This is a genomic window from Pseudomonas sp. RSB 5.4 (genome assembly GCF_037126175.1).
Lineage (GTDB): Bacteria > Pseudomonadota > Gammaproteobacteria > Pseudomonadales > Pseudomonadaceae > Aquipseudomonas > Aquipseudomonas fluorescens_H.
Window position 1 is genome coordinate 5,357,685 of sequence record NZ_CP146986.1, and the last position, 21,094, is coordinate 5,378,778.

General features: G+C 61.2%; 22 protein-coding genes. 7 read left to right on the plus strand and 15 right to left on the minus strand.

The window, feature by feature from the left end:
* Nucleotides 1-128 precede the first annotated feature (128 nt).
* A complete protein-coding gene (locus V9L13_RS24120) occupies nucleotides 129-512 on the minus strand; it encodes a hypothetical protein (protein WP_103484571.1) in 384 nt (127 codons plus the stop codon).
* A 148-nt stretch (nucleotides 513-660) separates the two neighbouring features.
* Here V9L13_RS24120 and V9L13_RS24125 point away from each other — a divergent pair, with 148 nt between their 5' ends.
* A complete protein-coding gene (locus tag V9L13_RS24125; RefSeq protein ID WP_103484570.1) occupies nucleotides 661-861 on the plus strand; it encodes a cation transporter in 201 nt (66 codons plus the stop codon).
* A gap of 205 nt (nucleotides 862-1,066) precedes the next feature.
* Nucleotides 1,067-2,269, plus strand: coding sequence for a multidrug effflux MFS transporter (locus tag V9L13_RS24130; protein ID WP_003221359.1), 1,203 nt, complete (start codon nucleotides 1,067-1,069; stop codon nucleotides 2,267-2,269).
* Between the two features lie 4 nt (nucleotides 2,270-2,273).
* On the opposite strand, the gene V9L13_RS24135 is transcribed toward V9L13_RS24130, so the two are convergent.
* From V9L13_RS24135 to V9L13_RS24145, 3 genes are all read right to left on the minus strand, one after another.
* Complete coding sequence (locus V9L13_RS24135; RefSeq protein WP_003221361.1) at nucleotides 2,274-2,447, minus strand: hypothetical protein; 174 nt, start codon at nucleotides 2,445-2,447, stop codon at nucleotides 2,274-2,276.
* A 153-nt stretch (nucleotides 2,448-2,600) separates the two neighbouring features.
* On the minus strand, nucleotides 2,601-3,614 hold the full coding sequence (locus V9L13_RS24140) for a zinc-binding alcohol dehydrogenase family protein (RefSeq protein ID WP_338800719.1): 1,014 nt from the start codon (nucleotides 3,612-3,614) through the stop codon (nucleotides 2,601-2,603).
* A gap of 32 nt (nucleotides 3,615-3,646) precedes the next feature.
* A complete protein-coding gene (locus V9L13_RS24145; protein WP_003221365.1) occupies nucleotides 3,647-3,940 on the minus strand; it encodes a putative quinol monooxygenase in 294 nt (97 codons plus the stop codon).
* 118 nt (nucleotides 3,941-4,058) lie between these two features.
* On the opposite strand from V9L13_RS24145, the gene V9L13_RS24150 reads away from it, so the two are divergent.
* The 3 genes from V9L13_RS24150 (at nucleotide 4,059) to V9L13_RS24160 (ending at nucleotide 7,548) form a co-directional block, all read left to right on the plus strand.
* A complete protein-coding gene (locus tag V9L13_RS24150; protein WP_007962958.1) occupies nucleotides 4,059-4,988 on the plus strand; it encodes a LysR family transcriptional regulator in 930 nt (309 codons plus the stop codon).
* Between the two features lie 316 nt (nucleotides 4,989-5,304).
* Nucleotides 5,305-6,036, plus strand: a complete 732-nt coding sequence (locus tag V9L13_RS24155; RefSeq protein ID WP_003221367.1) for a helix-turn-helix transcriptional regulator — start codon at nucleotides 5,305-5,307, stop codon at nucleotides 6,034-6,036.
* A gap of 129 nt (nucleotides 6,037-6,165) precedes the next feature.
* A complete protein-coding gene (locus V9L13_RS24160) occupies nucleotides 6,166-7,548 on the plus strand; it encodes an MFS transporter (protein ID WP_338800720.1) in 1,383 nt (460 codons plus the stop codon).
* A 119-nt stretch (nucleotides 7,549-7,667) separates the two neighbouring features.
* Here V9L13_RS24160 and V9L13_RS24165 read toward each other — a convergent pair whose 3' ends face one another.
* The 3 genes from V9L13_RS24165 to V9L13_RS24175 form a co-directional block, all read right to left on the minus strand.
* Nucleotides 7,668-8,621: an adenosine deaminase gene (locus V9L13_RS24165; RefSeq protein ID WP_003221371.1), complete on the minus strand. Its 954-nt coding sequence runs from the start codon at nucleotides 8,619-8,621 to the stop codon at nucleotides 7,668-7,670.
* 82 nt (nucleotides 8,622-8,703) lie between these two features.
* Nucleotides 8,704-9,669 carry a 2-oxoglutarate and iron-dependent oxygenase domain-containing protein gene (locus V9L13_RS24170; RefSeq protein WP_338800721.1) on the minus strand — a complete coding sequence of 322 codons (966 nt, stop codon included), beginning with the start codon at nucleotides 9,667-9,669 and terminating at the stop codon, nucleotides 8,704-8,706.
* A gap of 143 nt (nucleotides 9,670-9,812) precedes the next feature.
* Nucleotides 9,813-10,886, minus strand: coding sequence for a BMP family ABC transporter substrate-binding protein (locus tag V9L13_RS24175; protein ID WP_338800722.1), 1,074 nt, complete (start codon nucleotides 10,884-10,886; stop codon nucleotides 9,813-9,815).
* Between the two features lie 288 nt (nucleotides 10,887-11,174).
* Here V9L13_RS24175 and V9L13_RS24180 point away from each other — a divergent pair, with 288 nt between their 5' ends.
* A complete protein-coding gene (locus tag V9L13_RS24180; RefSeq protein WP_338800723.1) occupies nucleotides 11,175-12,266 on the plus strand; it encodes a calcium:proton antiporter in 1,092 nt (363 codons plus the stop codon).
* Between the two features lie 124 nt (nucleotides 12,267-12,390).
* Here the strand turns inward: V9L13_RS24180 and V9L13_RS24185 are convergent, their stop codons facing one another.
* From V9L13_RS24185 to V9L13_RS24195, 3 genes are all read right to left on the minus strand, one after another.
* Nucleotides 12,391-13,749: an 8-oxoguanine deaminase gene (locus V9L13_RS24185; protein ID WP_003221377.1), complete on the minus strand. Its 1,359-nt coding sequence runs from the start codon at nucleotides 13,747-13,749 to the stop codon at nucleotides 12,391-12,393.
* A 245-nt stretch (nucleotides 13,750-13,994) separates the two neighbouring features.
* The gene (locus V9L13_RS24190) at nucleotides 13,995-14,681 is read right to left on the minus strand and encodes an SDR family oxidoreductase (RefSeq protein WP_338800724.1); all 687 of its coding nucleotides are present in this window, start codon (nucleotides 14,679-14,681) and stop codon (nucleotides 13,995-13,997) included.
* Between the two features lie 25 nt (nucleotides 14,682-14,706).
* Nucleotides 14,707-15,057, minus strand: a complete 351-nt coding sequence (locus V9L13_RS24195; protein WP_103484559.1) for a MerR family transcriptional regulator — start codon at nucleotides 15,055-15,057, stop codon at nucleotides 14,707-14,709.
* Between the two features lie 83 nt (nucleotides 15,058-15,140).
* On the opposite strand from V9L13_RS24195, the gene V9L13_RS24200 reads away from it, so the two are divergent.
* The gene (locus tag V9L13_RS24200; protein ID WP_338800725.1) at nucleotides 15,141-15,566 is read left to right on the plus strand and encodes a hypothetical protein; all 426 of its coding nucleotides are present in this window, start codon (nucleotides 15,141-15,143) and stop codon (nucleotides 15,564-15,566) included.
* A 78-nt stretch (nucleotides 15,567-15,644) separates the two neighbouring features.
* Here V9L13_RS24200 and V9L13_RS24205 read toward each other — a convergent pair whose 3' ends face one another.
* From V9L13_RS24205 to V9L13_RS24225, 5 genes are all read right to left on the minus strand, one after another.
* Nucleotides 15,645-16,571, minus strand: a complete 927-nt coding sequence (locus V9L13_RS24205) for an ABC transporter permease (RefSeq protein WP_003221385.1) — start codon at nucleotides 16,569-16,571, stop codon at nucleotides 15,645-15,647.
* Entirely contained in the window at nucleotides 16,571-17,677 is a 1,107-nt protein-coding gene (locus tag V9L13_RS24210) for an ABC transporter permease (protein WP_338800726.1), read from the minus strand. Before V9L13_RS24210 ends, V9L13_RS24205 begins: the two co-directional genes overlap by 1 nt.
* A 15-nt stretch (nucleotides 17,678-17,692) precedes the next feature.
* Entirely contained in the window at nucleotides 17,693-19,240 is a 1,548-nt protein-coding gene (locus tag V9L13_RS24215) for an ABC transporter ATP-binding protein (RefSeq protein WP_338800727.1), read from the minus strand.
* A 604-nt stretch (nucleotides 19,241-19,844) separates the two neighbouring features.
* Nucleotides 19,845-20,426 carry a YigZ family protein gene (locus tag V9L13_RS24220; protein WP_338800728.1) on the minus strand — a complete coding sequence of 194 codons (582 nt, stop codon included), beginning with the start codon at nucleotides 20,424-20,426 and terminating at the stop codon, nucleotides 19,845-19,847.
* A 7-nt stretch (nucleotides 20,427-20,433) separates the two neighbouring features.
* Nucleotides 20,434-21,084 (minus strand): TetR/AcrR family transcriptional regulator, encoded by a 651-nt coding sequence (locus V9L13_RS24225; protein ID WP_103484553.1) that lies wholly within the window; start codon nucleotides 21,082-21,084, stop codon nucleotides 20,434-20,436.
* Nucleotides 21,085-21,094 lie beyond the last annotated feature (10 nt).

Consider the following 21,094-nt stretch of genomic DNA (forward strand, 5'->3'; position numbering starts at 1 on the left):
AATATTTGACTCAGCACAAAACCAATGTGGGAGCGGGCTTGCTCGCGAAAGCGCTGTGTCAGTCAACATCATCGCTGAAAGGCACACCGCATTCGCGAGCAAGCCCGCTCCCACATTTGGAGTTTCGCTTAGTATTCGAGGGCGGCAGGTCGCAGGTACAAGCCTTTGGCATTTGCCGCGATCCGGTACTTCACCACATCGCCGGCCTTGAGCGAGATCTCCTGCGCGGGAGGTGCGAGCATGCCTGCCTGGCAACCCGGCACCTGGCCAGGCAACTGTTTCAGACGAATGGAAATCGTCCCGTGGGGCAGGTTGAAGGAAGTGGTCTGTTCCTGCAGCAGGCGCCCAGCGAGTTGATCATTAACGTACACGCCAATCTCGCAGGGAGTCGGCACTTCCAGACGCTCGCGCGAGATGATCAGAACGGCGTAATCCTCACCGGTCGCGTTGGCCTGGGGCAGGGCGGCAAAGAGGCTGAGCAAGCCAAACAGGCTGAAAGCTGACCAGCGCATGGCTGAATCTCCTGAGTTTGAGTCATTGGTGTGCGCAGCTTGGCTGAGCGCAGCGCCGATTGCCAGCCCGGCATTTTTTTCCAGAACTTGACCTTGCCATGGTGGCAAGCTCGACACTGCCGGCAACCTCACTCAAGGGAGTCAATCCATGCAAGTGTTCAATGTTCAAGGCATGTCCTGCGGTCACTGCGTCAAAGCCATCACCCACGCCGTGCAGGCGAAAGATCCGGCGGCCAGCGTGCGGGTCGATCTGGCGGCCAAAGAAGTCGGCGTCGAGAGTTCGCTCAGCGCGGAGCAGGTGATCGAGGTCATCAGCGAAGAGGGTTACCCGGTGAAATTGGCCGGGTGACCAAAAGCCAAAAGATCGCAGCCTGCGGCAGCTCCTACAGGGTATTGGTGCGACTCCTGTAGGAGCTGCCGAAGGCTGCGATCTTTTGATCTTTGCTGTGCAGTTCGTCTGACTTTCTAATAGTTAGCGAGCTATCGGAATGTTCAAGGTGTCTCAGCGCGGCTAGACTGTCGGGCTGCCGACTTCTATCCAACCTGGATGCCTGATGAACTTCCGTACCATTCTGATTCTCGGTGCCTTGAGCGCCTTCGGTCCGCTGGCGATCGACTTTTATTTACCGGCGTTTCCGTCGATGGCGCTGGCCTTTGGCACTGATGAAAAGCATGTGCAACTGACCTTGGCGGCCTATTTCGCCGGCCTGTCGATCGGTCAATTGCTATACGGCCCGGTGGCCGACCGTTTTGGGCGGCGCCTGCCACTGCTGGTCGGTGTCGGGCTGTTCACCCTGGCCTCGCTGGCCTGTGCCTACGCACCGAATCTGGAATGGCTGATCGGTGCGCGTTTCGTTCAGGCGCTGGGCGGCTGCGCGGGGATGGTAATTTCACGAGCGGTGGTCAGCGACAAGTGCGATGCGGTCGGTTCGGCGAAAGTCTTTTCGCAGTTGATGCTGGTGATGGGCCTGGCGCCGATCCTCGCGCCGCTGCTCGGCGGTCTGCTGGTCAACACCACGGGTTGGCAGTCGATCTTCCTCGTGCTGACCGGCTTCAGCGCACTGGCCGGCCTCGCCGTGGCGCTGGGTCTGCCGGAAAGTCTGCCGGACTACGTGCCGCGCCAGCCGTTGTCCGGTGCGTTGCGCCAATACGGCCGGTTGTTCGGCGACCGTGTGTTTCTCGGCCACGCGCTGACCGGCGGCATCGCGGTTGCCGGGATGTTTTCCTACATCGCCGGTTCGCCGTTCGTCTTCATCAAACTCTACGGCGTACCGGCCGAGCATTTCGGCTGGCTGTTCGGCACCAACGCAGCGGGTTTCATTCTGGTGGCCCAGGTCAACGCGCGGCTATTGGCCAAGCGTGGTCCGGCCTTCCTGCTGTCGCGGGCGGTGTGGGTGTATCTGTTGGCCGGTGTCTCTTTGCTCGCAGTCAGCTCGATGCACACCGAAGCCTTGTGGCCGCTGTTGATTCCGTTGTTCGTGTGTATTGCCAGCCTCGGCTGCATCCTGCCAAACGCAGCGGCGTGTGCGATGAACGGTCAGGGCGCGCGCGCCGGCAGTGCCTCGGCACTGATGGGTTGCCTGCAGTTCAGCGTGGCTTCCGGCGCGGCCTCGCTGGTGGGCGTTCTGCACGACGGCAGTGCCATACCGATGGCCATGGTCATCAGCCTGTGTGGATTACTGGTGGTGAGTGTCGCGATGTACACCCGGCATTTGCAGAATGCCCGGGCGTTGGCGCAAGCACAGGCCGAAGCCTGATACGTCAGCCAGCAGCGCGTTGCTGTCCGGAGTCGGGAATCTGATGGGGCGCATGCAGGCGCGCTTCAAGGGTGCGGGTGAAGGCGAGGGCCTCGGCTTCACTGCGAAATGTCACGGCGTGCTGATCCAGACGAACCTGCCATTGGGACTTTGCCACTTCTTTTATCAGGATCTTCATTGCTGACCTCCCTTGCGTAAAAGATGTATCGCAGAGGCCTCGATTGTAGACCTGAATACGATCGCATTTGTGACAACGGAGAAGCATCTGACTGACGGCAAAAATCAGCGCCAGCCCTTGAATGGTCTGGCGCTGATTGCGGTCTTCGGATTCTTAGAAACTTTCTAAAACAATTTTCCCCTTGGCTTTGCCACTTTCCAGCAACTCGTGCGCGCGACGCAGGTTCGCCGCGTTGATCGTGCCGAAATGCTCGCCCACCGTAGTCTTCAACGTTCCCGCATCAATCAGATCGGCCACGCGGTTGAGCAGTTTGTGTTGTTCGATCATGTCCGGTGTTTCGAACAGCGAGCGGGTGTACATGAACTCCCAGTGCAGCGACAGGCTCTTGCGCTTGAGCTTGCTCACGTCCAGCGACTTCGGATCGTCGATCAACGCCAGTTTGCCTTGCGGTGCCAGCGCCTCGACCAGTTGATCGAGGTGCTGCTCGGTCTGGGTCAGGCTGGCGACGTGGGTCACGTGATCGATGCCGGCGCGTTTCAGTTCTTCGCTCAGCGGCTGGCTGTGGTCGATCACCAGGTCGGCGCCCAGCTCCGTCACCCAGTCGCGAGTCTGTGCGCGGGACGCGGTGCCGATGACCTTGAGCCCGGTCAACTGGCGGGCCAGTTGGGTGAGGATCGAACCGACGCCGCCAGCGGCGCCGACGATCAGCAGGCTTTGACCTTCATCGGTCTTGCCCTCACGGATCTGCAGGCGTTCGAACAGCAGCTCCCACGCGGTGATCGCGGTCAGCGGCAGCGCAGCAGCTTCGGCGAAGCCGAGGGATTTCGGCATGTGGCCAACAATGCGCTCATCGACCACGTGCAGCTCGCTGTTGCCACCGGCACGGGCGATGGAGCCGGCGTAAAACACTTTGTCGCCGGCCTTGAACAGTGTCACTTCACTGCCGACGGCCTTGACCACACCGGCGACGTCCCAGCCCAGCACTTTTGCTGCGCCGTTTTCCGGCGCCACGTTCTGCCGCACCTTGGTGTCGACCGGGTTGACCGAGATGGCTTTGACTTCCACCAGCAGGTCGCGCGGCCCGGCGACCGGCTCCGGCAGTTCGATGTCTTGCAGGGATTTTTCGTCGCTGATCGGCAGGGAGGCGTAATAGGCGATGGCTTTCATGACTTGCTCCGTAACGGTAATAGAAGAAGGGCTCAGGCGATGGCGCCCAGACGTTTCAATTGGAAGTGTTCGATGCAGTGGCCGGCGGCGGCCTGGAAGTTCTGGAAATGCGCGCTGGCGTTGTGCGCCTGGAGGATTTCCTCGCTGGCCCAATGTTCGATCACATAAAAAGTCAGCGGATCGGCCAGGTCGCGGTGCAGGTCGTACTGGCTGCAACCCTCCTCGGCGCGGCTCGGTTCAACCAGTGCGCGCAGGGCGTTTTCGAGGGTGTCCTGCTGGCCGGGTTTGGCGATCAGGGTGGCGATGGCGGTGAATGCTTGGGACATGTTTGGCTCCAGTCGCGGGATAAATTCGCTTGAGCAGATCATTGGCTATTTCTCAGCGCGATAAAACCGGCTAAAAGAGCAGTCTCTTTCAATATTTTTTTGATAATCGAGGCTGAGAATGCTGCGTTTCGACGATTTGCAGTTGTTCGTTCGCGCCGCGGATCTGGGCAGCCTGTCTGCGGCGGCGCGGGTGATGGACATGTCTGCCGCTGTGGCCAGCGCCGCGCTCAAACGTATCGAACAGCAACTGGGTGTGCGTCTGCTGGCGCGCTCGACCCGCAGCCTGCGCCTGACTGCCGAGGGCGAAGGCTTTCTCGAATATGCCCGGGCCGCGTTGAGTTCGCTGGACGAAGGCCGGCGTTTTCTCTCCAGCGCGCAGGATCAGGTCAGCGGCATCCTGCAGTTGTCGGCGCCTTCGGATTTCGGCCGCAATCTGTTGTTGCCATGGCTCGACGAGTTTCAGCGCGAGCATCCGAAACTGACCGTGCGCCTGCTGCTCGGTGACCGCATCGCCGACCTGTTCCGCCAGCCGGTGGACATCGCCTTGCGTTATGGCGAACCGGAGGACTCGAGTCTGGTCGCCTTACCCATCGCCCCGGACAATCGCCGCGTGCTTTGCGCATCTCCAGCGTACCTGGCGCGCCACGGTGAGCCGCGTCAGCTCGAACAACTGGCGCAGCACAATTGCCTGCTGTACATGCTCGGCAGTCGCGTGCACGACCATTGGAGTTTTCATGACGGCAAACGTGAAGTAGGCCTGACGGTCAGTGGCGATCGCTTCAGCGATGACGCCGACGTCGTGCGGTTGTGGGCGGTGGCGGGGGCAGGAATCGCCTACAAGTCGTGGCTCGATGTCGGCGCGGATGTCCTCGCCGGACGCCTCAAAGTGTTGCTGCCGGAATTGCTCTGCGAGCGTGCTCCGCTGAATCTGTTGTGCGCCCATCGCGCACAATTGAGTAAGCCGGTGAACCTTTTGAGGGAAATGCTCGCCAGCCGATGCGCCGAATTGAGTAGTCAATTTCCCCATTTCCCGAAAGTTGATCATTAGTCGCAGGCAATTAGCGAAATTTCTCTCAGGAACTATCACCATTCGTGTCAGCCACGGCGCAGGAAGCGGCGTGCATCCCGCTTATACTAGCCATCGCCTCAAACCTGCACCGATAACCGGCCAGGACAGAATCCGGCCGGTTTTTGCAGGGCCGGGCGAGCGCTGTACAAACGCCGCGGACACGCCATTGACGGGGGCAGCAGCACTGGCCTGGCGTGCTCCGGTTCATGGCGTTTTACCCGTCTTGGCCGACGACACATTAGTGGTCAAGATGTCTTCGAGCAGTAGACGATACGATTCAACAGGGAGTGAATACATGGAACATGCACCTTGCATCAGCCAGATCGCCACGCTGCTGGCCGACCCCAAGCGCAGTGCGATGATGTGGGCGTTGATGGATGGCTCGGCCCGCCAGACCGAAGAGCTGGCGCTGCTGGCAGGGTTGTCGCCATCCTCGGCCAGTGCGCATCTGGGGCGTTTGTCCGGCGGGGGCCTGTTGAAGGTCGAGGTCCGTGGACGCAAGCGCTTTTTCCGCCTGGCTGCCCCGGAAATCGCGGCGGCCATCGAAGCTCTGGCCAGCGCCACGATCGCCAGTGCACCGCGGGACATTCCTCACGTATTCAAACGCTCGACGCCGAGCGCCAATCCCCAGACCGCGCCGTCTTCGCTGCTGCGTGCGCGCTTTTGCGATGACCATTTGGGGGGCACACTGGCCGCCGATCTGTATCAGCGTCTGCTCGATGCCGGCTGGCTCGAACAGATCGAGCAGCGGGTCGTGGTGACGCTCAAAGGCTCGACGCAACTGGCCAACCGCGGGGTGTTCATTCAGGCCCTCGCCCATCGCAAGGCCCAGGTGGCGTGCGCGTGTCCCGACTGGAGCGAACGGCGCCCGCACCTGGGCGGCTCACTCGGCGCGGCGGTGCTGCAACTGTTCATGCAGTCCGGCTGGCTGGCGCTGCCCAAGGATTCCCGCGCGTTGCAGGTGACCCCGGCCGGGCAACGTGAGATCCACCGTTTCGCCAAGGAAACCGAGCTGGAATTGGCGTAATAGAGCGTTCGCCGGCCGACACTTCGACGCTGGCGTCGCCTGTGACTGCGAACAGGTCGTATCCAGAAAAAGCGCTGAGGCGTAATCCCGCACACTCGATCCGCACACATTGTGGAGGGGGGATGGGACATGGATACGCGAAACTTCAGCGCGGCAGAACGTCTGGAACGGCTACCGCTCAGCGGTTATCACCGGGTCATTTTCATCATCATCGCCCTGGCGTTCTTTTTCGATTCCATGGACCTGGCCATGATGACGTTCCTGCTCGGCTCGATCAAAACCGACTTTGGCTTGAGCAGTGCGCAAGCGGGCCTGCTCGCCAGTTCGAGTTTTTTCGGCATGGTGCTGGGGGCGTCGCTGTCGGGCCTGCTCGCCGACCGCTTCGGGCGCAAGCCGGTGTTCCAGTGGAGCATCGTGCTGTGGGGCGTGGCCAGTTACCTGTGTTCGACCGCGCAAACGGTCGAGAGCCTGACGCTGTTCCGCATCCTGCTCGGAATCGGCATGGGCATGGAGTTTCCGATTGCGCAGTCGATGCTTTCGGAGCTGATCCCGGCGCAACGGCGCGGACGCTACATTGCATTGATGGACGGTTTCTGGCCGCTGGGTTTCGTTGCTGCCGGGGTGCTGTCGTACTTCTTGCTGCCGTTGATTGGCTGGCGCGACATCTTTCTGGTGTTGGCGGTGCCGGCGGTATTCGTGCTGGCGATCCGGTTCTTTATCCCCGAATCACCACGCTGGCTGGAGCAGGCCGGACGCCACGAAGCCGCGGATAAGGTTCTCGGCGCCATCGAGGCGCGCGTGCGTACGTCGCTCGGTGTCGCGACGCTGCCGGAGCCTGTGCGCCTGCCAAGGACAGTGACGCCGCCGGGCAACTTCTTCTCGGCGCTCAAGCAGATCTGGTCGCCACAATACCGCCAGCGCACGACGATGATCTGGAGCCTTTGGTTTTTCGCCTTGCTCGGGTTTTACGGGCTGACATCGTGGCTCAGTGCGTTGTTGCAACAGTCGGGTTTCGCCGTGACCCAGTCGGTGTATTACACCGTGCTGATATCGCTGGGCGGGATTCCCGGGTTTCTGATGGCGGCGTGGCTGGTGGAACGCTGGGGGCGCAAACCGGTGTGCAGCGTGACCTTGCTCGGCGGCGGGGTGATGGCGTTTCTCTACGGACAGAGCGCGGTGTTCGGCGGCAACGTTGCGCTGTTGATCAGCTCCGGGCTACTGATGCAGTTTTTCCTGTTCGGCATGTGGGCAGTGCTCTACACCTACACGCCGGAGTTGTACCCGACCTCGGCGCGCGCCACCGGCTCGGGTTTTGCCTCGGCGATTGGCCGCGTCGGCTCGTTGCTCGGGCCGTTTGTGACCGGGTTGGTGTTCCCGGTTACCGGGCAGGGTGGGGTGTTTGCGCTGGGGGCGCTGTGCTTTGCGATTGCGGCGGGGGTGGTGTGGCTGTTCGGGATGGAGACGCGGGGCAGGACATTGGAAGAGCTGACAGAGACCGAAACTACCATCTAAGCACGGACTCAATGTGGGAGCGGGCTTGCTCGCGAAAGCGGTGTGTCATTCAACCAATATGTCGACTGACACACCGCTTTCGCGAGCAAGCCCGCTCCCACAGGGGATTTGCGTAGTGCTTATGGTTTTACCAGGCGCGCATCCAGGCTGTTCTGCGCCAGGCGCTTGGCCTGATCCTGGGTCATGCCCAAGTGCTCATGCAGCGCATGGAAGTTCTCGGTGACGTAGCCGCCGAAGTACGCCGGGTCATCCGAGTTGACGGTGACCTTAACCCCACGCTCGAGCATGTCGAGGATGTTGTGCTGCGACATATGATCGAACACGCAGAGCTTGGTGTTCGACAGTGGGCACACGGTCAGCGGGATCTGCTCGTCGATGATCCGCTGCATCAGGCGCTCGTCTTCGATGGCGCGTACGCCATGGTCAATGCGCTGGATTTTCAGCAGGTCGATAGCCTCCCAGATGTACTCCGGCGGGCCTTCTTCACCGGCATGGGCGACGGTCAGGAAGCCTTCGTGGCGGGCGCGGTCGAACACACGCTGGAACTTGCTTGGCGGGTGACCCATCTCGGAGCTGTCGAGGCCGACGGCGACAAACGCATCACGGAACGGCAGCGCTTGATCAAGGGTTTTCTGTGCTTCGTCTTCGCTCAGGTGGCGCAGGAAGCTCAGGATCAAACCGCTGGTGATGCCCAGTTGCTGCTCGCCATCCTTGAGTGCCGCGGCGATGCCGTTGAGCACCACTTCGAACGGGATGCCACGGTCGGTGTGGGTCTGCGGGTCGAAGAACGGTTCGGTGTGAATCACGTTCTGCGCTTTGCAGCGCAGCAGGTAGGCCCAGGTCAGGTCGTAGAAGTCCTGCGAGGTGCGCAGCACGTCGGCGCCCTGGTAATACAGGTCGAGAAATTCCTGCAGGTTGTTGAAGGCGTAAGCCTTGCGCAGGGTTTCGACATCGCTCCACGGCAGTGCGATCTTGTTGCGTTCGGCCAGGGCGAACAGCAACTCAGGCTCCAGCGAGCCTTCCAGGTGCAGGTGCAGTTCGGCCTTGGGCAGGGCGTTGAGCCAATCGTACATATTCTTTTCTCATCAGGTGCAGATGGCGGCCATTCTACAGATGCGCGCCGAAACAATTGGCAAAACCTGACCAAGCGATCCATCACACTGCTTGCGGCTCGCGACGATAGGCGTAGGTATCGGCGAAGCGCGACAGCAGGAATTCGGCGCAGGTGGTGGTCGGATATTTCGCCGGATGCTGTGCGTCCTGGCAACCGGGCAGGCATTCGATACGGGTGTCCGGATGCGGCTCGGCGAAGAACGGCATCGAATAGCGATCCACTCCCAGCGGACTGATGACCCGGTGCGGCGTCGAGCGATAACGGTCGTTGCTCCAGCGCGCCATCATGTCGCCGAGGTTGACCACGAAGGTGCCGTCTATGGGCGGCGCGTCGATCCATTCGCCTCGCACGTTCTTGACCTGCAGGCCGCCAGCGCTGTCCTGATAGAGCAGGGTGATGCAGCCATAATCGGTGTGCGCTCCGGCGCCTTGCTGCTCGGCGCTGCTGGCAGTGTGGCGCGGCGGATAGTGGATCATCCGCAGCACACTGACCGGCTGATGGAAGCGGGTGTCGAAGAAGTCGCGTTCGATGTCCAGCGCGATGGTCATTGCGCGCAGCAGGGTTTGCGCGAGCGCCTGCATGTCGAGGTAGTGCTGCTCCATCAGCGCTTCCCAACCGGCGATTGGCGGATGACGATTGGGCCCGCGCAAGGGTTTTTCCGCGAGCACTTCGGGATGGTTCGCCGGCAGGTGCAAGCCCATGTCGAAGGTTTCTTTGAGGTCGCTGGGTTTGTCCGGGTCGAGCTGTTCGGTGGCGATCGCACCGTAGCCGCGATGGTGGCGGGTCTGGGTGATATCGATCCGGAGTTTTTCTTCTGCCGGTAGCGCAAAAAAGCGCTGGGCGTGGTCGAGCAGCGAGTCGATGCGTTGCGCGGTAATCGGGTGGCCCTTGATGTAGAAAAAGCCCCATTCGCGGCAGGCTTGGTCGATCTTCGCGCCGACGGCGGGCCAGGCGTTTTGGTCGTTGGTGTAAAGCGGTGAGATGTCGATGATCGGAAGACTGTTCATACACAATCCTTGAGAACACTGAAGAACCATTGTAGGAGTGAGCCTGCTCGCGATAGCGGTGTGTCATTCAGCATTATCGGTGCCTGACACACCGCTTTCGCGAGCAAGCCCGCTCCCACAGGGGAAGGGTGGTGGGGCCGGGATTACTTCGGCATCTCGGCCTTCATCCCTTCCACGTAATAGTTCATCGACGCCAGCTCCGCATTGCTCGCGCTCACTCCGGCCGGGATTTTCTCGACCCCGGCCTGATCCTTGATCGGCCCGGTGAACGGTTGCAGCGTACCGCTCTTGATGTCGGCAATGATCTGCTCGGCCTCGGCTTTCACCGGCGCCGGTACCAGGTCGCTGATCGGCAGTTCAACCGTGCCTTCCTTCAACCCGCCCCAGTAATCCTGGGATTTCCAGCTGTGGTCGATCACGCTTTGCGTGGCTTGAATGTAGTGCGGCGCCCAGTCGTTGACGATCGAGGTCAGCACCGCTTTCGGGCCGAAGTGCGCCATGTCCGAGGCGTAACCCACGGCGTACACGCCACGCCGTTCGGCGGCCTGGATCGGCGCCGGGCTGTCGGTGTGCTGGAACACCACGTCCACACCCTGATCGATCAGCGCGTTGGCGGCATCGGCTTCCTTGCCCGGGTCGAACCACGAGTTGACCCACACCACCTTGATCTCGGTGCCAGGGTTGTACTTGTTCAGCGCCAGCTGGATGGCGTTGATGTCGCGGATCACTTCCGGAATCGGGAACGAAGCGACGTAGCCGATTTTCCTGGTCTTGGTCATCTTCGCCGCGAGAAAACCGCCGACATAACGACCCTCGTAGGTGCGCGCCAGATAGGTGCCGAGGTTCTTGTCCTGCTTGTAGCCGGTGGCGTGTTCGAAGGTCACCTTGGGAAATTGTTTGGCGACTTTCAGCGTCGGGTTCATGTAGCCGAAGGAGGTGGTGAAGATCAGGTCGTAGTTGTCCTTGGCCATGTTGCGGATCACCCGCTCGGCGTCGGCGCCCTCGGCCACGTTCTCGACGTAATTGGTGGTGATCTGCGCGCCGAATTTCTCCGCCAGCGCCTTGCGCCCCTGCTCATGCTGATACGTCCAGCCGTGGTCGCCGATCGGGCCGATGTAGACGAAACCGACCTTCAGCGGATCGGCAGCGCTGGCGCTCAGGCTGATCCCCAGACCGATGGCGGCGCACAGCAGTTTGTGCAGCGGACGTATTTGCATGAATTGGAGCTCCATTTTGTTGTGTGTGGACAGGGGCAATGCAAATTGCTGACCAACAGGACAACAAACTGGTTTGAAAGCGTGTGATGGCCTTCGCGAGCAGGCTCGCTCCCACAGGGCAACGCGATCAAATGTGGGAGCGGGCTTGCTCGCGAAGAGGCCGGCAGGAACGATAAAAGTGCATGGCTGAAACCAGCTGCCATCGGCTGGTGCGCTAAGGTGTAACGAAACGTTAGCGCCGCGCCGCAGTCAGTAGCTCATTCGAACCTCTCGGCAAAAAGGCCCGCCATGCTCACGATCTTCAAGCAAGAAAGCTTTCTATTGCTGGCAGTGATTGCCGCGTGCATCGCCTATCCGCTGGAACACTGGATGCTGCAAAGCGGACAGATCGTCGCGCTGATTTCTGGCATGGTGCTGATCGCCTTCATCGTCGCCGCGTCGATGCGCGTCGCCCATCATGCCGAACTGCTCGCGGAAAAAGTCGGCGACCCCTACGGCACGATGATCCTCACCCTCGCGGCGGTGCTGGTGGAAGCAGTGATCCTGGCGATCATGATGAGCAACGAGGCGTCCGCCACACTGGTGCGTGACACGATCTATTCGGCGGTGATGCTCGACATCAACGGCATCCTCGGCCTCGCCGCGTTGATGGGCGGGCTCAAGCACGGCGAGCAGTCGTACAACGATGATTCGGCGCGCAGCTACAGCGTGATGATCCTCACCGCGATGGGCGTGTCGATGGTGGTGCCGGAGTTTATTCCGGCGGCCAACTGGAAGATTTACTCGGCGTTCACCATCGGTGCGATGGTGGTGCTTTACGCGTTGTTCCTGCGCATGCAGGTCGGCCCGCACAGCTACTTTTTCAGCTACAGCTACCCGGACAAGCGCCGCAAGAAAGCACCGGTGGAGGATGAGCCGAAACCGCTGAGCCTGACCTGGTCGATCGGCATTCTGGTGTTCGGGGTGGTGGTGATCGGAGCACTGGCCGAAGTGATGTCCAAGACCCTCGATCTGGGCCTGGAAGGCACCGGCGCACCGCCAGTGATCACGGCGATTCTGGTGGCGGCGATTTCCGCGGCGCCGGAGATTCTGACAGCGTTGCGTGCCGCGTTGGCTAACCGCATGCAATCGGTGGTGAACATTGCGATGGGCGCGTCACTGTCGACGGTGATCCTCACCGTGCCGGTGATGGAAGCGATGGCGCTCTACACCGGTCAGCCGTTTCAGATGGCGATGACCCCGGTGCAGACGGTGATGATCTTCATCACGCTGATCGTCAGTGCGATCAACCTGAATGACGGCGAGACCAATGCGATCGAGGGCATGACGCACTTTGTGCTGTTTGCGACGTTCATCATGCTCTCCCTGCTGGGCCTTTAAGGACATACACAAATCCAAATGTGGGAGCGGGCTTGCTCGCGAAAGCGGTGTGTCAGGCAGGTTAAATCTGAATGACACACCGCCTTCGCGAGCAAGCCCGCTCCCACAGGGTTTAGTGTTGGGATCAGGTCCCGGCGATCAACTGGCGAGCGGCCTGGCTGTGATCAGCGATCAGGCCCTTCAGATCCAGCCCTTCAACCTGGCCATCAACGACGCGCCACTTGCCGCCAATCATCACTCGATCCGCACGATCGGCACCGCACAACAGCAGCGCCGAAATCGGATCATGGCTACCGGAGAAGCGCAGCTCATCCAGCTTGAACAACGCCAGATCCGCCTGCTTGCCCACCGCCAGCTCACCAATGTCGGTACGGCCCAACAGGCTCGCCGAGCCCTTGGTCGCCCAGCCGAGCACGCGCTCCGGGGTGATCTTCTCGGCGCCGTAACGCAGACGCTGGATGTACAGCGCCTGCCGCGCTTCGAGGATCATGTTCGACGCGTCGTTTGAGGCCGAGCCGTCCACGCCCAGACCGAACAGCGCACCGGCATCGGTCAGATCGATGCTAGGGCAGATGCCGGAGGCCAGACGCATGTTCGAACTCGGGCAATGGCAGATACCGGTGCCGGCCTGGCCGAGGCGAGCGATTTCGTCCGGGTTGAAGTGGATGCCGTGAGCCAGCCAGGTGCGTGGGCCGAGCCAGCCGACGCTGTCCAGATAATCCACGGTGCGCAGGCCGAAGCGCTGCAGGCAGAAATCTTCTTCGTCGAGGGTTTCGGCCAGATGGGTGTGCAGGCGCACGTCGAGTTTGTTTGCCAGCTCGGCGCTGGCCGACATGATTTCCGGGGTCACCGAGAACGGCGAGCACGGTGCCAGGGCGATCTGGATTTGCGCGCCGTCACCGCGCTCGTGGTACTCGTGAATCAGGCGCTGACTGTCGTCGAGAATCACCTGACCTTCCTGCACCGTCTGCTGCGGCGGCAGACCGCCGTCCTTCTCGCCGAGGCTCATCGAACCGCGAGTGAGCATGGCGCGCATGCCCAGTTCGCGAACGGTTTCGACTTGCACGTCGATGGCGTTTTCCAGACCGTCCGGGAACAGGTAATGGTGGTCGGCGGCGGTGGTGCAACCCGACAGCAGCAATTCAGCCAAAGCCACTTTCGTCGCGAGGGCGAGTTTTTCCGGGGTCAGCCGCGCCCACACCGGGTACAGGGTTTTCAGCCACGGGAACAACGGCTGATTGACCACCGGCGCCCAGGCGCGAGTCAGGGTTTGATAGAAATGGTGATGGGTGTTGATCAGGCCCGGCAGGATCACATGCTCGCGGGCATCGAACACTTCATTGCATGGCGCGGACGGTTGCTGACCGGCAGCGAGCACTTCGACGATCACGCCGTCTTGCAGCACCAGACCGCCACGGGCATCGAGCGCGTTGGCCGTGAAAATGGCGAGGGGATTTTTTAACCAGGTACGGGTCGCAGGCATTGTGGCCGGCTCCTCTGAAAGTTGGGTTCAGGGTTGCCAGCTCAGTGTTGCCCTGTCTGCTGATCCAGGGTCGCCGCGAAGGACGAGGTGCGGAGTTTCAAACAAATCGCCGGATCGGGCAAGCCCAACCCGACCGCCAACACATCACCCCTGTAGGAGCTGCCGCAGGCTGCGATCTTTTGATCTTGTTTTTTACAATCAAAAGATCGCAGCCTGCGGCAGCTCCTACAGGTGGTTTTCAGTGCTTACCAGGGAATGGTTTCACCCTTGTAGTTGATGAAGTGATGCCCGCCCTTGCCGGTATACGCATTCACCTGATCAATCAGCCCGCGAGTGCTGGTCTCCACATCCAGGTCAGCCCCTTCGCCGCCCATATCCGTCTTCACCCAGCCCGGATGCAACGACAGCACGGTAAGCTTCTGCCCGCCCAACTGGGTGACGAAACTGTTGGTCATCGAATTCAGCGCTGCCTTGCTCGCCTTGTACAGCGCCAGCTCCGGGGCGTCCGGTACGGTGACGCTGCCCAGGCCGGAACTCATGAACGCCAGCACGCCGCTGCCGTCGCGGATCTGTCCGACGAAGCGCTGCGCGAGGTTGATCGGCGCCACGGCGTTGGTGAAAAACAGCTGGCCAACTTCGGCCAGTGTCGCGCCGCCCGGGGTTTGCACCTCCGGACCTTTGACCCCGGCGTTGACGAACAGCAGGTCGAAGGTCTCGCCCTTGAGCTGTTGGCTCAGGGCGATCACTGCTTGCTGGTCGTCCATGTCGAGTTTCTCGATCCGCACGTTACCCAGCGCTTGCAGCGCCTCTGCCTTTTGCGGATTGCGCACGGTGGCGGTCACCTGCCAGCCGTCGGCCAGCAGGGTTTTCACCAGCCCGAGGCCCAAGCCACGGGAGGCGCCGATGATCAGTGCGTTTTTTGCCTGGGACATGACGGGATTCCTTGAAAGTTACGGTTCATGGATTCAATGGACACGCCTGACCGAGCCGTTGTTGCAACTCTCGTCGCAACACATCGAGTTCGCTCATGCGGGTTTCGATCAATTGCAGTTTGTCGCGCAGCAGTTGCGCCACGGCGTTTTCCGGGTCGGGCGCGTTCCACAACGCGGCGACGCTGTTGCCGATTTCGCCGAGGGTAAAACCCAGGCGCTGCGCGGTTTTGATGTAGAGCACCAGTTGCAGCATTTCCGGCGGGTAGTCGCGATAACCGTTGGCACTGCGTTGCGCCGCGATCAGCCCGCGCTGCTCGTAGAAACGCAAGGTATCGCGGCTGACGGCACTGGCCTGGGCTAATTCACCGATGCGCATGCGGGGTCTCAAAAAGAGGTCTTGACCCTGGAGCATACTCCAGGCTTTACCATGGTTGCTCCTCAAATTTTGGAGCAAGGACGATGTGGACTTCGAGCCAGTATCGAAACGTGGTGCGCGGCAGCGCCTGGTATGACCTGATCGTCACGGCCGCGTTTGCCACGCCGTGGAGTTTTGCCGCTTTGCATGGGGCGTTGACGGCGCTGAGTCAGGCGCTGGATTTGCCCGGTGAACTGCCGGCGTTCGCGCCGGCGCATATGCTGATGGCGAATCTATTGGGTTCGGTGGTGTGCGTGTGGGCGGTGCTGCGGATTCGTGATCCACAGGCGCTTTATGGGCGCTATGACGCGGTGGCGCGGTTGCTGTTTGCGGCTTGGCAGGGGTATGCCTTGGCCCATGGCGCCAGCTCGTTGCTGGTGGTTTTTCTGGTTTTTGAACTGGCGTGGGGCGTGGCTCAGGTGTTGCCCGTTCGGACGCCTTCGCGAGCAAGCCCGCTCCCACAGGGTTAGTGTCGTTCGCGAACTGTGTGATCGCCGCAGAACCTGTGGGAGCGGGCTTGCTCGCGAAGAGGCCCTTGTAAACAACCATTAATGCCCGGCCTGCCACGGCTGCCCTAGCGAAACCGGCGCATACAACCGAGTCCGCACTGCATCCCGCGACAACAGCACCAACACCACAATCGTCGCCACATACGGCAGCATCGCCAGCAGACTCGACGGAATCGCCAGACCCAACCCCTGCGCCACCAGGTGCAGGATGCTGGCGAGGCCGAACAGGTACGCCCCGAGCAACAAGCGCCACACCCGCCAACTGGCAAACACCACCAGCGCCAGCGCAATCCAGCCGCGCCCGGCGGTCATGTTTTCGGCCCACATCGGCGTGTACGCCAGCGACAGATACGCCCCCGCCAACCCGGCCATCGCTCCGCCAAACAGTACCGCCAGTGTGCGCACGGTCAGCACCGGCAAGCCCATCGCACTGGCCGCATCCGGGTTCTCGCCAACGGCCTGAATGATCAAGCCGACACGACTCTTGATGATCACCCACGCCACCAGCGCAAACAGCGCGAACGACAGATACACCAGCAAATCCTGGGCAAACAGCATCCGGCCGATCAGCGGAATTTCGCTCAAGTACGGAATCGCCAACGGCTCGAATCCGGCCAGCGGCTTGCCGACCCACGCCGCGCCGACAAAGGTCGACAGGCCCACTCCGAAGATCGTCAGCGCCAGACCGGTCGCCACCTGATTGGCGTTGAACACCAGCGCCACCAGGGCAAACAGCGATGACAAGAGCATCCCCGCGAGCATCGCCAGCAACACGCCGAGCCACAGGTTGCCGCTGTTGAGGGCGACGATAAAACCGATCACCGCGCCAAACAGCATCATCCCTTCCTGCCCGAGGTTGAGCACGCCGCTCTTCTCGCAGATCAACTCACCCAGCGCCACCAACAACAGCGGCGTGCCGCAGCGCACCATGGCGTAGAAAATATTGCTCAGCAGATCGATATCCATCACAGCGCTCCGGCGGTTATGGCGGTGGTCGACGCGCGCCGTGCCCAGAGCAGTTTCAGGCGTGGCCGATAGAGAATCAGCACGTCGCAGGCCAGCAGGAAAAACAGCATCATTCCCTGGAATAGTTGGGTGATCGCTTGCGGCAGATTCAGGGTCATCTGCGCGCTCTCGCCGCCGATGTACAGCAGCGCCATCAGCAGGCTCGAGAACAGAATGCCAATCGGATTCAGCCGGCCGAGAAACGCCACGGTGATCGCCGCATAGCCGTACCCCGGCGAGACTTGCGGCACCAATTGCCCGATCGGCCCGGTGACTTCGCAGACCCCGGCCAGCCCGGCCAAACCACCGCTGATCAACAGCGCGAGCCAGATCAGACGTTTCTCGCGAAAACCGACAAACCCCGCCGCGCGTTTATCCAGACCGAGCACCTTGATCTGGAAACCGACAAAGCTTTTCTGCAACAACACCCACACCGCAACCAGCGCGAGCAGGGCGAAATACACCCCGGCATGCACCCGGCCATCCTCCATCAGCAGCGGCAGGCGACTGGCGTCGCCGAACATCGCCGACTCGGGAAAGTTGTAGCCGGCAGGATCCTTCAGCGGCCCGTGCACGCAGAACAGCAACAGGTTCAGCGCGATGTAATTGAGCATGATGCTGGTGAGGATTTCATTGGCGTTGAAGCGTGTGCGCAGCCATGCCGTCAGCCCGGCCCAAGCGGCGCCGGCGACAGTGCCGGTGAGCAGGATCAGCACCAGTGCCCAACGGCTTTGCAGGTCGATAATGTTCACCGCCAAGGCGCTGCCGGCGAGTGCGCCGAGGAGCAATTGACCTTCGGCGCCGATGTTCCAGATCCGCGCTTGATAAGCCACCGCCAGACCGAGTGCGCAGAGCAGAATCGGCAGCGCCTTGACCAGCAGTTCGGAGACGCCATACAGATCGCTGACCGGTGCGATCAACAGCGTGTGCAAAGTTTGCAGCGGGTCATGCCCCAGGGCGATGAACAGCAGCGAGCCGCAGCCGAGGGTCAGCAGCGCCGCCAGCAGCGGCGAGCACCACAGCATCAGGCGCGATTGCTGGCCACGGGGTTCGAGGGAAAGCAGCATGTTGGGAAAACTCCGTCAGGCCGTGGCCGATGAATGCGCGTGGTTGATGTGCCCGGCCATCCAGCCGCCGACATCGCTCAGCAGGGTGTCGGTGGTGTTCTGCAGCGGCGACAGACGCCCCGCGCACAGGGCGCCGAGGCGGTCGCTGATCTGGAACAGTTCGTCGAGGTCTTCGGAAATCACCAGGATCGCCGCGCCGGCATCGCGCAGGGCAATCAGTGCGCGGTGAATGGTCGCCGCTGCGCCGACGTCCACGCCCCAGGTCGGGTGCGCGGCGATCAGCAGTTTCGGTTGCTGAAGGATTTCCCGGCCAAGAATGAATTTCTGCAGATTGCCGCCGGACAGGCTGCGTGCGGCAGCTTGCGTGCCCGGGGTTTTCACCCCGAAACGCTGAATGATCTGCTGTGCGAGGGCTTCGACTTTGCCGCGCTCGATCAAACCGTTGCGCACCAGCCCCTGTTGAAAGGCCGTGAGCAAGGCGTTGTCGGCAAGGCTCAGTTCCGGCACCGCGCCGTGGCCCAGGCGTTCTGCCGGGACGAACGCCAGACCGAGTTGGCGCCGCGCATCCGGGCGCAAATCGGCGACCGCTTGCCCGGCGAAACAAATGGTTGTCGCGCTGTCGCGGGGCAGGGTTTGTTCACCGCTGAGCAGCGCCAGCAACTCATCCTGTCCGTTGCCCGCGACCCCGGCGATACCGACGATTTCGCCGCTGCGCACTTGCAGGTTGATGTCGCTCAACGAGCAGCCGAAGGGATCGGGGTTGTGCCAGCGCAAACCGTTGACCCGTAGAAAGTCCGCGCCGCCGCTGACCTTCGGGTACTCGCCGATCAACGCCGCCGCTGCGCCGACCATCATCTGCGCCAACTGCTGATCCGAGCATTCGGCCGGCACGCAATGCCCGGCGACGCGCCCGCCGCGTAGAACCGTGGCGCTATGGCACAGGGCGCGCACTTCAGCGAGCTTGTGGCTGATAAACAGAATGCTGCAGCCCTCGGCGGCGAGGCGGCGCAGGGTGATGAACAGTTCGTCGGCCTCTTGCGGCGTCAGCACCGACGTCGGCTCGTCGAGGATCAGCAGGCGAATGTCCTGCATCAGGCAACGAATGATCTCCACCCGTTGCCGTTCGCCAATCGACAGGCTGTGGACAAGTCGCTCCGGCTCCAGCGCCATGCCGTAGCGGCGCGACACTTCGCGAATCTTCGGCTCAAGCTGTTTCGGCGTGCCAGCCTTGGCGCCCATTGCCAGAGCAATGTTCTGCGCGACGCTGAGGGTTTCGAACAGCGAGAAATGCTGGAACACCATGCCGATCCCCAACTGTCGGGCCTGCGCCGGGTTGCGGATATTTACGCGCTGCCCCTGCCAGAGCATCTCTCCCGCATCGGCCTGGGTGACGCCGTAGATGATCTTCATCAAGGTACTTTTGCCCGCGCCGTTCTCACCGAGCAGCGCGTGGATTTCCCCGGGCGCGATGCACAGGTCGATGGCGTCATTGGCCAGGCAACCGGGGTAGCGTTTGCTGATCTGGCGCAGTTGCAGGCGCGGCGTTGAATCTGGGCTTGGCATGACAGGCTCGACTGGCTTGGAGTTGTGCCTGTGGATAAAGCAATTTCCTGGCCACTGAGTCAGGAACCTTCGCATCCCTTGAGTGCGAACGGCTGGAGTAGGGCCTCGGCGGAAAGTCGGTGAATTCTTCGGCACCAATTGGGAGCAAAGGTGTTGATCAGGCTCCAGTTTTGCTCGCAGATATTTGGTTAAAAAACGAGCAAACTGTCGGGAGCTATGCAGAACCTGCGACTGCGCGAGTCATGAACGGGTTATCCACAGGTTGCTCCACAGTATTTGTGCGCAATCAGAAAACCTTGGCATAAGCGCGGGAGTGCTATCTCCCAATGGCGATAAACAGCTCTAACTGATTGTTTTTACGCGCAATTAAACTTTCTTCATGTGAATTGCGCGAAAAGTGAACAAATCCCGCAAAGCCACGTGACAGAAGGGTTACAGCGGAATGTACTCAGGTTATCCACAGTCGGGTGCACAGCAGATGTGGGCAAGTTATTGGAATAAAGGAATCCGGCGATGCCCTAAAAGATCGCAGCCTTCGGCAGCTCCTACACGGAGAACACATTCCCAATGTAGGAGCTGCGGCACGCTGCGATCTTTTGCCCTTCTAACGCTGCAGCACAATCCGCCCACGGCTCAAATCCGCCAACTGCGTTTGCAGCAACCCGATCTGCGCCTCGCCCAGCGCCAACTGCAACTCCACGCCATTGGCGGTGAAGTTTTCTTCGACGATTAACCCACCCAGATCCGCCACCCGCAGCTTCACCAATGCCAATTCGGCAAAGCCGCAGGCGCAACTGAGTGGCACACGGCTGATCAACTCGACTTTCGCCGCCGCTTGCAGGCACTTGTTCGCGCCGCCGCCATAGGCCCGGGCCAAACCGCCGGTGCCCAGTTGGATGCCGCCATACCAGCGGATCACCAGCACTGCGACCTGATCGCAATCCTGCGCCTCGATGGCCGCCAGAATCGGTCGTCCGGCGGTACCGCCGGGTTCGCCATCGTCGTTGCTGCGGTATTGCGCACCGAGCTTCCACGCCCAACAGTTATGCGAGGCATTCAAGTCACTGTGTTGTTCGAAGAACGCCTGCGCGTCGGCGGGGCTGCCGATCGGCGCCGCGAAGGTGATGAAGCGGCTCTTGCGAATCTCTTCGCGGTACTCGCAAAAACCGCTGAGGGTGAAAGGCATAAACGTCTTAAATAGTCGGGGTGAGGCCGCAGCCTTTGAGAATGATGCGGATCAGGTTGTTGCCGGCGTCTTCCATGTCCTGCTTGGTCAGCTTGCTGCGACCGCTGACGCGACAGATCTGCGTGGCGAAGTCGGCGTAATGCTGGGTGCTGCCCCACAGCAGGAAGATCAGGTGCACCGGATCCACCGGGTCCATCTTGCCCGCATCGATCCACGCCTGGAACACGGCCGCGCGGCCCTGGAACCAGGCGCGGTAATCCTGGTTGAAATACTCGGTCAGGCATTCGCCGCCACTGATCACTTCCATCGCAAAGATCCGCGAGGCCTGTGGCTGACGGCGGGAGAATTCCATTTTGGCGCGAATGTAGCGGGTCAGCGCTTCGGCCGGATCGTCCTCGGCCGTCAGGGTGTTGAAGGTGCTGTCCCACAGTTCGATGATGTTGCTCAGCACCGCGACGTACAACCCCAACTTGTTGGTGAAGTAGTAATGCAGGTTCGCCTTGGGCAACCCGGCATTCTGCGCGATGGTGTTCATGCTGGTGCCTTTGAAACCGTGACGGGCGAACTCGTCTTCGGCGGCTTTGAGAATGGTCTCTTCGTTCTTCTGACGAATGCGGCTGGCGGGTTTGCCGCCGTGAGCAGGGACTTCAAAGGTCATAGGCACTTCC